Here is a 12,821-nt window from a genome sequence, read left to right as displayed (position 1 = left end):
TTATTTCAATCCATCAATCGCTGCCTGCTCAATCGGAAGACCTTTTTGATAACGGGTGATAAATTGAGCATAACCGGTCAAATCCTCTTGACTAGGGTCAATCGTTTGTCCTTCACTGCCTGCGAAAACTTTTTTATCTAGGAAATCTTCTAATGACATTCCTGCATCATTTGCCGCAAAGGCCGCTAACAAGGCAATGCCCCACGCTCCGCCTTCGCCAGCTGTTTCCATCACGGTCACTGGCGCTTCCATCGCCGCGGCTAAGACACGCTGACCAACTTCTGGCGTTTTAAAAATCCCGCCATGTCCGACTAATTTGTCAATTTTGATCTCTTCGCCTTTCAGGATTTCCATCCCGATTCGCATTGCCCCAAAAGCACTAGACAAATGTAGCCGCATAAAGTTAGCTAAATTAAACTTGCTTTCTGGTGTCCGGACAAATAATGGTCGTCCTTCATTCATACCAGTGATATTTTCCCCAGAATAGTACCCATAAGAAAGCATCCCACCACAATCAGGATCAGCCTCTAACGCCTTTTCAAACAACGTATTGTAAAGCTTTTCGCTACTGACATCTAACCCCAAAGTTTCTGAAAACTCTTTAAACAAGCTGACCCAAGCATTGATCTCTGAAGAACAATTATTGGTGTGAACCATCGCTACTAAGTCGCCCAGCGGTGTAGTCACCAAATCAATTTCCGGGTGGACTGCCTTCATTTTTTCTTCTAAGACGATCATGGCAAAAGCGGATGTCCCAGCCGAAACATTTCCAGTTTTTTGCCGGATACTGTTGGTGGCTACCATCCCGGTCCCTGCATCGCCTTCAGGCGGACAAAGCGGAATACCTGCCTGCAACGTTCCCGTTGGATCTAGCAAATACGCGCCTTCTTGTGTCAACGTTCCAGCAGCTTCACCAGCGACTAAAACTTTAGGTAGCAACGTATTTAAGTTTTGCGTGAAGCCTTTCTTTTTAGCTAGTTCCGCAAAGGTCGTAATCATTTGCTGATCGTAGTTTTTCGTTTCAATATCAATTGGGAACATGCCTGACGCATCACCGACACCTAAGACCTTTTGTCCGGTCAACTGCCAATGAATATAGCCAGCTAACGTAGTGAAAAATTGAACCTGATTGACATGCTCTTCTTGATTCAAAATCGCTTGATACAAGTGAGCGATACTCCAACGCTGTGGAATATTGTATTGGAAGGCTGCGGTCAATTCTTTTTCAGCTTCTTCGGTAATCGAATTTCTCCACGTTCGGAAAGGAACCAATAACTCATCTTGCTGATCAAAAGCCATATAACCATGCATCATCGCACTAAAACCGATGGACCCGATCGTCGTTAAATTCTCACCATATTCCTCGAAAACCTCAGTTGCCATCTTGCGGTAGCTAACACGTAAGCCCTTCCAAATATCTTCTAGTGAATAGGTCCAAATACCCTCTTCCAACTTGTTTTCCCATTCGAAACTGCCAGCTGCAATCGGTGTCATTCCAGAGCCAATCAGGACTGCTTTGATTCGCGTAGAACCAAATTCGATCCCTAAGGCCGTATGTCCATCCATAATGTCCAGTTTCGTTTTTGCAATCATTTCTTCTGTCTTAATGGGAACCTCCTCCTTCGTCTTTATTAACAATGTCATTTTACAATTTATGTACGTACATGTCAATACGTTTATTTATTTTTGTTCGTACAAATTAAGCGGTTATTTTCTATATTTATCGAATCTAATCAAAGACAATTTTTCGAGAATCAAATAAAGATACGATCAAATGATTTTCTAATCACGCTGCAACGCGATTAGAAAAAATGACAAAAAGACTCGTTTGTTTATTCAAACGAGTCTCTAACTATCTATTCTTTTTTATAGGGATTTTACTGAATCACGCTCAATTAGTGTCGGTTGGTAAAGAATATTTTCCTGTTCCTGACCTTCTTCAATTGCTTTAACGATCCATTCAGCAGAGTCTTTACCTAGTTGCTCCTTAGGGTGGTTCAACGTGGTTAACTTCACGCTGCCGACTTTGCTTAAGGCGGAGTTGTCATTGCCGACGATGGAAATATCCTCTGGGATCTTAATCCCCGCTTTAACTAATTGATCCGCCAAATTGCTGGCGACTTGGTCGTTATAACACACGATCCCGGTAATCGCCGGATTTTTTTCTAAATGGTGTAAAGCTGTTTGATTGATTTGTTTTCGAGTTTCAGTCGTATAAGTCAAAATATCATCTGAAGTGAATTGAATACCGGAATTTTCACAGGCTTTAATGAAACCTTTCATCCGATATTTTCCTTGTAAATCATCAATTTTGGTGATCAGCATCAAATTTTTATGTTTATTTTTAATCAAGAGCTTCGTCGCCATAAAGCCGCTTTCTGTATCGTCTACACAAATATATGGTGCGCTAATTTCTTCATACACCGCATTGATCATGACTAATGGAATCCCCTGCTCCTTCAGATTCACGTATAGCGCCAAGTTTGGATTGTACTGGTTGCTTTTCGTCGGCTCAACGATTAAGCCTTGAACTCCTTGACTGATCATCTTTTCGATGCATTCGCGCTCTTGCTGGTAGTCATTATTCGTGCTGGCTAATAAGAGGGAGTACCCTTTTTCTCTAAGGGTACTTTCGATACCGCGAATAATTGATGGGAAAATATAATCTGACAAGTAAGTCGTGATAACTCCAATCGTTTTATGATTCGAATGATTGTTGCCTTCTTGTTTGTATTTTGTATCGACATAAGTCCCCGAGCCTTTTTCTTTTCGCAAAAAGCCTTCGTTGACTAATAGCGCGATAGCTTGCCGAATTGTGTGTCTGCTGACTTCATAATCCTTTTGCAGCTTCAACTCGGGTGGGATCGTCGTATCTTCCGGATATTCTCCGGAAATTATTTTTGAGCGGATTTCATCCGCGATAATCTGATATTTTGATTGGTTCATAAAAAATCGACCTTTCTCGCTCATAATTTGTCCGAACAATTTTAACCTTATTGTAGCATATCTCTCAGAACAAAGAACAGCCTCCAATCAAAAAAAGAGAATAGGATTCTTTCACCTACCCTCTTGCACTATTAAATTGCATTTTGCTGACGTCTTACTTCTAACTCATGAATCACCTTTTGCTCGTTCTTTTCAAATTTGAAATAGCTGATCATAACTATAGCTCCGATTACGAAAAAGATCGCTGGCAAATAGGAAAAGCCAAATTTAATCGCGCTCAACGCGGAATCGGTTTGTGTCTGATTCGCTACATAACCAAAGTGCTGCATCAATTTCAACGGAATGAAATCGCCAAAACCGGTTCCCACTTGCAAGCCTACGGCACTTCCTACTGCGGTCAAGAAGCCGCTAGCGCGAATCCCGGTTTTATATTCACCATAATCCACTGTATCAGACAGCATCGCAAATGGCATTGAGACCGCAATCCCGGTTCCAATACTGGTAACGACCCACATCGCAGCGACTAGTGAAAAGTTATTTCCTGCGATTCCCAGCATCACTTGACCAACTGCAGCAGTACACAAGCCGATCATCATGGTTTGGGTTTTGGAAAACTTTTTGACTAAGAAAGGAATGCAGATCACACCGATCATCTGTGTCAAAACTAAACCGTTCAAGACCGAAACATAGTTTTCATTTCCTAAATTGTAACGAGCATAATAAATTAGTGAAGAAGTCCTTGTAGAATTGCCTAACCAATAGCAGACGCTACCTAAGACAATAATTACCCAAGGCCAGTTTCCTTTTAGTGCCTTGAAGCTTTCTCGTACAGGTAAGCTTTCTCCGGCGCCTTCAGAATTAACTTCTTTGGTATTTTTAAAGGCATAGAAAAACATCGCAATCGAAACCACTGCGTAAATAGCGACCGTTAAGAAAAAGCCTCTTTGGCGGTTTCCACTGCCTAAGATGGAAACCAAAGTCAATGTGAAGGTAGCTGTAATAAAGTAGCCCACATTTCCACCAATCATCCGAAATGAGTTAAGCTTTGTCCGCTCCATTGAATCATTGCTTAAGTTTGGCAAAATTGCTGTGATTGGTGTCGAAATTCCGGTATATAAAATACTAGTTGTTAAATAGGTAAAAACCGCATAGGCGACTTTAGCAGAACCAGTCAATCCCGGTGTCAGGAATGTCAATGCCATGAAGACACCAAAGGGAATTGCCAAGCGGGCGAACCACGGGCGGGCTTTACCATATTTTGATTTGGTCTTGTCGATCGCAAGTCCCCATAAAGGAACCGTGATCGTATTAATGATTCGGACGGTCAAAGCGATTGTGGCTGCCGTACCGATTGAAAGACCGAAAACATCAGTGTGAAAGAAGTTGATAAAACTAGTCAACGTACAATAAAGCAAGTTTCCGGCGGCATCGGTTCCAGCATAGGCTAAGCGATTGGTTAAATTTAAGCCTTTTTTGCTAGTGGTCGTCACATCGTTTACGTTTGTATGGTCCATTTAGTTCTCTCCTTTTAATGGTCTTTATACTTTTTGCGATAATGTTGTGGAGAGAGCCCTTCTAGTTTTTTAAAACGATTTGAAAAATAAACATCGGAGTTAAAGCCCACCATCGTGGAGATTTCCTGAATATCCAAATCTGAACGCAATAAGTATTGCTTTGCCCGTTCCATTCGAATATCACCTAACACTTCTAATGGGGTTTTTCCGAAGGTCTTTTTCATCGCCATCGAAATATAATTACTGTGAAGATGAAAATGTTCCTCCAATAATTGATTTGTGATCGGTTTTTCGAAATTATTTTCAAGAAACAATTGAATCTGCTCTGCCAAAACCGTCAAGCGATCCCGATGAATCCCTTGGTTTTCGATAAATTTTAAAAAACGTAGAAAGAGCTCTTCTGTCTGCCAAATATCATGATCACCTGATTCTGTGATCGTACTGTCTAAAATTGTCTGAATCAGCTCAAATAAAATCTGCGGCTCCTTAATGGTCGCCTGCTTTTGCAAATGCAAGGTATAGGAACGCTGATGATAGTGCAATTCCGGTATCGGCAAATCGGAGATAAACCGACTGGGCCGCGTGCTTTGTTTCCATTGCGCTGTAGTATAAAAATGGAGCCAGTAGAACCCCGTCTCCTCCACCACCGGACGCCAAGAGTAGTGATGTTTGTCAGGAAGTAGAATAATCATTTCGTTTTCCTTTACTTCGTAGTGTTCATCATCTTCCGCTAAAAAAAGACACCCTTTTTTTACCACAATCAAATCAAAATAGCCCAAAGCTTTCCGATTTGGATGATTTTGTCCCGTTTGAAACACACGGTAATTGCCTTCGATAAAATCCGGAAACGGCGGAATAGAAATAGAAATAATCTCTCCTGACATCAACATGGCTCCTCTCTCATTTTTATGGATATTTATTTTTACAAATAAATGCTTATCTTCGTTCCGTATACCATTCTACTAAACGCTACTTTTCTTAATCTGATTTAAACTCGCTATATAACTACTAACATAGCAAGTTTACAAAGTAGAACTGGCATCCTCTTTCATTTTATGGATATTTATTTTCGTTACCTATGCGATCAGCTGAGTGTTTCCTGTTAGACACTAGCCGATTCTAATGGGAATAAGGCGTCTTTCCTTAGTTGCAGTGTCAACTCATTCGTTTCGACTACTTTGGTCTGTTTTCCATCAATTAAATAATACGCTTGATTGAATGGCGCAAAACTAAAGATCGTATAGCCTTCTTCAGATTCTTCAAAGCTGCCATTAATTACTCGAATCGTCGCTGATTCTTTGATGATAAAGGTTTTTTGCCCAAAACTTTCCATGTAAGCAACTAATTCTTCTCCCATGTCCCAATCGGGTGTTTGACTATCATTTTCAAACAGGCGACTAAAAATTCCGCCATCGCGCCAGAAAGTCGCTTGTCCGAAACGTTCTCTGGAAAGATCCGGCCGATTTAAATGTGGTCCAGCTACCGCATACGTAGAGGCAGCCATCCCTTTTTCTAACGGTAAAGTAGTCGACGAATGGGTGTCATAGCAATACAAGATTCCAGCAGTTGCACGATAGCTGGCCTCCAAATAAGCTGGATCTTGTAACGCTTCAAAAACTTTGAAGGTAGCCGCCGCAGTTACGCCACCCCACAGAGAATGAATCATATAAGTCAAGGCTTCCCACCAGCGATCAGCGTTCTGTCCACGAAAATCATTGGAATAGCCAATATTAGCCAATAACAATTCCCCATATTTTTCAGCGCTATCGGTTAATCCTGATTCACTTAAAGCTCCGGCAGTCGGTCCAAAGCCGGCATTGTCATAAAAATGCTCGGTAATGGCCGCTTTATAGCTGAATGTTTCACTGTCTACCCGTTGCGTTACTTGATTCCACAAGCCGCGAATCGTTTCATATTTTTCCATCAATCCATGAGCCTTCAGCTTTTGTAACAGTTCTTGGATGTATAAAAAGTAGACGCCTAACATCTGAGCTTCTTCTTTTCCCCGTTCATCTTCATGTAGCGCCGGGTTCACTCGTAAATCAAAGACATCCGCTGCCCAAGTCAAATAGGTTTCTGCTGAATACAGTTGCAGTACTCCAGCTTCAAATTCCGAAAGCAAATAGAATAAATGCCCAATGTATTCAAAATCCATACAGCGATAAAAATCGCCATATAATTTCCGCGGTTTTAAAAAATCTCCGTCAATGAACCACTTCGCTTTCACATAATGAACGGCACTTTCTTCAACTTTTCGCACCTGCTCTGGATCAAGCTTCCCTAGTAGATTCTTTTTCAAGACTAAATTTAGCTTTCCTAGTGATTCCCCTTGATTAGATACTGGCTCAAAGGCATAAGGCGTAGCACCTGTCGCGCCATTATAAAGAGTCTCACAGATGTAATCTGCCCGCTCTTCGATCACTGTGGTGAGGTCGTTCATCACATTCATCACCACAAAATCTTCCGTCCCGTTAGTAAAGGAAATGATTACTTTATGCTCGCCCAAAACTTCCGGTTTGAAGTGAATAATCGTTTTTCCAGCCGCATCAACTTGAAAATCTGCTACATATGAATTTACTTGATTGTCTTTTACTTGAATCAACACTTGCTCGATCGCCAAATGATTTGGCAACTGAACAGTGATTCGTGCAGGCTTGCCTAAAATATTTAAGGGCGTATAGTCTATTTTCGGATGATTGAATTGCAACGCTTTTTGATAAAAATCTGCCTGATTTTCGTTACGTGCTAAGGTATAGTGCCAGGCTCTGGTTTCCTTTGCCGGAAGCTCAAAGGTTTTCTTGGAATAAATCCAATCACGATTTTCAAAATTGCTTGGATAGCCATTTGCCAAAATCAATTTATGAAATAGCAAACCATCTAATGAAGGAGACACGTTCTCAAAAAATAGATTTTCATAAGCACAATAAGTCCCAATCGATAATGTCTGCCCTTTGGTTTGATAAATCCCCAAGTTCCCGCCTAGATTATCCCGACGTACAGCGTTTAGTTTCGTGTAATCCGTTGAAATAGATGAAAATACCGCCGCCGAATCATGGATATTCCGCAAAACATTTTTGTCGCGAAACATAATATAGCTTAACGCTGCCCAAACACCGAAATCATCAATCTGAAGGGTTTGATCTGATTCATTGCTCAACTCGATTTCCCAATTTAGCTGCTCTTTCAATCTGTATATGATGTTCACGCTTACATTATCAAAGGAATAGCGAACCTTGATCTGATCATGTATTTCCGTGATTTCAGGTTTCGTTTGTGTACTCAAAAACTTAGTACCATTAACGACTAAATCAAATTGTCCGAACAACTTTTCAATATCATTATAGCCTACTTTATTTAAGTATTCCTCCTCTATCACCCAATTCATACCATACGGATCATTCTTAAAAAACAATTGCGACAGATGACCATCTTCTGCGACACTCAATTGAAATTGTTGATTTTCCAGCATATTTTTCCTCCTCTTTCTTCTATGCCCTAAAGATATCACCTCATGAAAGCGATAACTATTTGCGATTTCAACCTAAAGTTAAGATATTTCACACAATCGAAAGTTATTCAAAAAACTAAAAATGAAGAAAAAAAATAAACCCTCCTCAATTTTTTTAAGAGAAGGGTTTGAATCATGTTCATATTTTTACTTAATTAGTTAACCTAATCTCGTTTTTGTCGCTCCGGACTTTTCCATGTTCCACTGCCAAATCCTAAGATCGTCTTCACCGCAGGAATAAAGGTTGTGACAATCGTCAAAGCATTCAGCATCCAATAAAACAGCATGTATAATGGTGCGAACAAGATGTATTTGAGTTTTCTGGCTCGGTCGTCAGCGATTAATGAGGCCACTAGCTGAAATGTACCGGAAATCATTTCAAAACAAACAAACAAGAATGATAAAGTGATCATGTGGTAGATCCGTTCATAATTTCCCTCAATTAGAAATCGAATAAGCGCTCCGGCGAACAAAATGGAAGAAATCCAGAAAAAGAAGGACCAAATGATACTGAAGGTCTGATCGATAAACATGACAGTCCGCCCAATATTTTGAAACGGGTGTAAAAAAACCTTTTTGAAATTGGTCAGCCAGACCTCTGTTCCACCTTTTGCCCAGCGTTTTCTTTGACGGTACAACATTTTCAAATTTTCCGGGACTTCCATAAAGAACATGATTCGGGGCGCGAATAGCGAGGCCCACCCATCCAACTGGTGGTCCCAAGCAATACTAATATCTTCTGTTGCTCGGTCTTGACGAAACATTCCCACATCGATCAAAGCGTCTTTTCGATACATCGTATTGGCGCCGCTGTAGGCATAAATTCCACCAAGTACGCCCATTTGGGTCCGTTTGATGATGCCTACGATACTGGAAAACTCCACCGTCTGAGACTTTGCGATCAGCTTGGTTCGATTTTGTACGTCCATATTGGCAGTGACCGCCGAAATATTTCGTGCATCCTTTCGAATAAAGAAATTCACGTAATAGTTCAAAGCATCAGGTTCGGGAACGGTGTCCGCATCGTTACTGAGGATCAATTCCCCCTTCGCGAAGGCTACGCCGATATCAAAGGCATGGGCTTTGCCCTTATTTTTTTCAATACGGACGACTCGCAAGTTTTCATATTGATCGGATAAACGGTGCAAAATTGCTGGTGTCTCATCCGTGGAACCATCGTCAGTCACCAATACTTCATAATTCGTGTAATTCAGCTGATTCATTAAATAATCGATCGTCTTTTCAATCACGATTTCTTCATTGTGAGCGGGAACCATAATCGTGATAAAGGGTTCGATCTCTTCTGGGATCTCGATCCACTCCTTCTGACGATGGTTAAAAATCAGTGCATAGCATAACTCACCGATAAACCAGCCAAAGCCCCCTAAGATCGGATAAGCGATCAAGATTAGGAACATAATTGTAAAGATTGTATCGAATATGGGATTGCCACTGTTGATAAAATGGATCATAACGGCACCTCATTATCTTTATATATTTCGCGAAAAAATTCTTTGTCCAAGTTCTGTTCTTCGGAAACGGAGTAAAATTTGACGTTGTGCCGAATTTCTTCTGAGCAAAATCGTTCATTATAAGCTTCATTAATGAGCTTCTTCCGCTTTTCCATTCTCTTTTCGTTAAACAAGGGTTCTTTTTGCAAAAAATGGCTGAAGCGATAATTGTTCCAAATGGTCATACAGATATAGAAAATCAGGATAAAGACAAAACTAATCGTTAAAAAGATTAGTAAAAATCGAAATGTCTGGAATCCTTCTACATAAGTACGGAAGGAATATTCTTCAGCGAATTTAGGAAAGACAAAAGGGATCGAAAGCCATACGAAAGGGAGAATTACACCCATCCAGCCAATGATAGCTACTAAAGTCTGTCGAATTTTGAGAAGATAATGCTTTTCTGAAAAATAGTCATCCGAGACTAACAACTTGGAGACATCCTTACGTTGAATCATTTTTTTCATTTCACTCACGCTCCTACCCTTCATATTTCAGAATACTAAAAAATTACCTAAAAAGGTACGAATAGACCTTCTGTGAAACAGTTTCTTTACTTTATCATAACGATAATTTCATTTTATGTACACAATTATGAACAAGCCGTGACCATTATTCCTGATTCCCTTGGTTTCATTCAATTCACACTTTGGTAGTATTTTTAGCTTGAATACGATCAGTAGAGTCATAGTTTACGAAACCGAGTTTTTGTCATTGCCTATTTATTCTCCTAAAGTCACTTTTCTCAATCAAAAAAGCCGCCAAACAACCAACTAGTTCAGCAGCTATAATTTATTTTATTCTTCGTTGTAGCCTTTAACGAAAGGGATTATAGAAGCGTCCATCGTTGATCCGCAATAAATAAATTCCAATCAAACATAAGACAATCACCAACAACAGAGCAAGATAATCATTTCTTTTCAGTGGCTTAGCCAGCAGCCACGTCCGACCCTTTTTCTTGCCGAAGCGTCGCAATTCCATCGCCGAGGAAATGGTCTCGATTCGTTCCAAACTTGAAAAGATCAAGGGAATCGCAATCGTCAGATTTCCTCGTATCCGTTTGGACAGAGCCGCTTTTTTTGACAGTTCGTTTCCACGTGCTTGTTGTGCTTTAGAAATCGTTCGAAAATCTTCTTGGATATCAGGAATGTAACGCAACGCCAACGAAAAAGCATAAGCTATCTTGTATGACCCGCCCACTCGATGAATGCTTGACGCCAATTCACTGGGATTGGTGGTCAAAATAAAAATCAAACCTGGCGGAATGGTCACAAAATACTTGATTAAGAGATTCAGTTCATAAAACAATTGTTCTTGCGTTAACGTATAACGACCGATCCCCTCAAAAATTACATGGCGAGACCCATAGATCGTCACGCCGTATTCCGGTGCAAAAAGATAAACCGTCAGCAAATTCAATACAGAGAAGAACGCAATAAATTTTAAGACAAAAGAAATCTCACGATAGGAAATTTTGGCGATTCTAAAAATAATCGCGGAAAAAACCGCCAGAGCAATCAGAAAACGTGTGTCATATGAAATCATTCCGACGATTGAAATCATTAAGAAGCTAAGCATTTTGGTGAGTCCGCTAAGCTGATGAATCGGTGTTTTTTTAGGCAGATAGCCAATTACATTATTTGCTTCCATGAGAATCCTCCTCATGCTGGATAAAGGCGGACACATAGCCGGTAGCATCCGCGATCTGATTCTTTTTCGCTAATCGATATAGACTTGTTTCTCTTAAACTAGCGGAAGTCACCAGTTCCGACGATGAAAGCACACTTGTTGGTGCTTCGTCGGCAATGATTTGACCGTCTTTTAATACGATGGTTCGCTGAGTATGCTCTAACATCAGATGCATATCATGAGTAATCATTAAAATCGTGATGCCCTGCTGATTTAATTGCCGTAAGAAGGTCATCATCTCATTATAATGATAATAATCTTGTCCAGCGGTTGGTTCATCTAGTATTAATAATTGTGGTTCTAAAACTAAAATTGCCGCAATCGCTACTCGCCGTTTTTGACCGTGGCTCAATGCCGAGATTGGCCAATTGCGGAATTCATACAGTCCACAAACTTTCAAAGTTTCTATAACTTTTTCCTCAATCACTTCAGGAACTGCCCCGCGATTGACTAAGCCTAAAGCTACTTCTTCGTAGATCATATTTTTAGAGAGCATTTGATTGCTGTTTTGCAATACATACCCTATTTTATCAGCTCGCTCTTTGATACTTTCGTCCGTTAGTGCTTGACCTTGCCACAACAATTGACCCTCTTGTAGAGAATAAAAGCCCGTAATCAAATTAGACAAAGTAGATTTACCTGCTCCGTTATGTCCAACTAAACTGACCATCTCACCTTGATACAGCGTTAGGTCGACACCTTTAATGACCGGTTCAGTTCCAAAACCAAAAGTAATATTCCGTAAGCTCAGTAACGGAGCTTGCTGCGACGGTATTTGTTGAAATTGACTGTGCGTATGTGCCAATGCTGCCGCGATTTCTGGAGAAACCAACTGGTCCACATCGGTTAAATCGGCGAAATTAGTTAAGGGGATGCCTGCTCGTTTCAACGCCGTGATATAGAGCGGTTCGCGAATGCCATGCTTGGCTAATAGATCACTCCGCAATAATTCGGTTGGTGTTAAGTCCGCAATAATCTGACCCTCATCAAGTAAAATGACGCGGTCGATGGGCGCCGCCAAAACCTCTTCTAAACGATGCTCAATAATAACCGTGGTAAATTGCTGGGTTTGATAAAGCTGATGGATCATTTGGATCGCTTCGTAACCAGTTTGCGGATCGAGATTAGCCAGCGGTTCATCAAAAAGTAGAATCGGCGTCTCATCAATCAAGACACCAGCCATCGTTACCCTTTGCTTTTGCCCACCAGATAAATCTTGCGGCCGCTTTCTTAAATGTGTCATCAAATCCGTTTTTTGGGCCCAATAGTCCACCGCCTTTTGCATCGCCGTCTGCTCAATCATTTCATTTTCCAATGAAAAGGCGATATCCTCTGCTACCGTCAAGCCAACAAATTGACTGTCGGTGTCTTGCAGTACCGTTCCAACATCTAACGAAAGATCATAAATGGATGACTCACTGAAGTTCTTACCATTAATTGTCAGTGAACCGCTAAAGGTGCCTTTTTCATTTTGTGGGATGATTCCATTTAGACATTTTCCTAGAGTTGACTTACCAGAACCACTGCTACCCATCAGCAGAATCTTTTCTCCTTGTTTGATCGTCAAATTGATCTGCTTTAAGGTCGGTTCGGCCTGACTATCATATTGAAATGTAAAATCACGAAACTCGATCATTTTTCCACTGTCCTCAC

At 40.7% G+C, this 12,821-nt stretch carries 9 protein-coding genes; all 9 read right to left on the bottom strand.

Translation table 11 applies throughout. From position 1 onward, the window contains the following. The 9 genes from IGI54_RS12260 to IGI54_RS12220 all read right to left on the bottom strand — a co-directional run bounded on the left by IGI54_RS12260 (position 1) and on the right by IGI54_RS12220 (position 12,804). Positions 1 to 1,593 (bottom strand): xylulokinase, encoded by a 1,593-nt coding sequence (locus IGI54_RS12260; protein ID WP_430621984.1) that lies wholly within the window; start codon positions 1,591 to 1,593, stop codon positions 1 to 3. Between the two features lie 273 nt (positions 1,594 to 1,866). Beyond that, on the bottom strand, positions 1,867 to 2,946 hold the full coding sequence (locus tag IGI54_RS12255; protein WP_430621781.1) for a GntR family transcriptional regulator: 1,080 nt from the start codon (positions 2,944 to 2,946) through the stop codon (positions 1,867 to 1,869). Positions 2,947 to 3,077: 131 nt separating this feature from the next. Continuing rightward, positions 3,078 to 4,460: an MFS transporter gene (locus IGI54_RS12250; RefSeq protein WP_430621780.1), complete on the bottom strand. Its 1,383-nt coding sequence runs from the start codon at positions 4,458 to 4,460 to the stop codon at positions 3,078 to 3,080. A 14-nt stretch (positions 4,461 to 4,474) separates the two neighbouring features. Beyond that, positions 4,475 to 5,344 carry a helix-turn-helix transcriptional regulator gene (locus tag IGI54_RS12245; RefSeq protein ID WP_216430269.1) on the bottom strand — a complete coding sequence of 290 codons (870 nt, stop codon included), beginning with the start codon at positions 5,342 to 5,344 and terminating at the stop codon, positions 4,475 to 4,477. Between the two features lie 218 nt (positions 5,345 to 5,562). Beyond that, positions 5,563 to 7,929 (bottom strand): hypothetical protein, encoded by a 2,367-nt coding sequence (locus tag IGI54_RS12240; protein ID WP_430621779.1) that lies wholly within the window; start codon positions 7,927 to 7,929, stop codon positions 5,563 to 5,565. A gap of 203 nt (positions 7,930 to 8,132) precedes the next feature. Beyond that, complete coding sequence (locus tag IGI54_RS12235) at positions 8,133 to 9,440, bottom strand: glycosyltransferase family 2 protein (RefSeq protein ID WP_430621778.1); 1,308 nt, start codon at positions 9,438 to 9,440, stop codon at positions 8,133 to 8,135. Continuing rightward, positions 9,437 to 9,946 carry a cell division protein gene (locus IGI54_RS12230; protein ID WP_430621777.1) on the bottom strand — a complete coding sequence of 170 codons (510 nt, stop codon included), beginning with the start codon at positions 9,944 to 9,946 and terminating at the stop codon, positions 9,437 to 9,439. The genes IGI54_RS12235 and IGI54_RS12230 overlap by 4 nt, the downstream gene beginning before the upstream one ends. 349 nt (positions 9,947 to 10,295) lie before the next feature. Further along, positions 10,296 to 11,129: an energy-coupling factor transporter transmembrane component T family protein gene (locus IGI54_RS12225; protein ID WP_430621776.1), complete on the bottom strand. Its 834-nt coding sequence runs from the start codon at positions 11,127 to 11,129 to the stop codon at positions 10,296 to 10,298. Beyond that, the gene (locus IGI54_RS12220; RefSeq protein WP_430621775.1) at positions 11,116 to 12,804 is read right to left on the bottom strand and encodes an ABC transporter ATP-binding protein; all 1,689 of its coding nucleotides are present in this window, start codon (positions 12,802 to 12,804) and stop codon (positions 11,116 to 11,118) included. Before IGI54_RS12220 ends, IGI54_RS12225 begins: the two co-directional genes overlap by 14 nt. Positions 12,805 to 12,821 lie beyond the last annotated feature (17 nt).

It is taken from the genome of Enterococcus sp. DIV0800, from assembly GCF_050559735.1.
GTDB classification, from domain to species: domain Bacteria; phylum Bacillota; class Bacilli; order Lactobacillales; family Enterococcaceae; genus Enterococcus_A; species Enterococcus_A devriesei.
The sequence above is the reverse complement of the archived record's forward strand: the minus strand, read 5'-3'. Positions and strand labels throughout refer to the sequence as shown.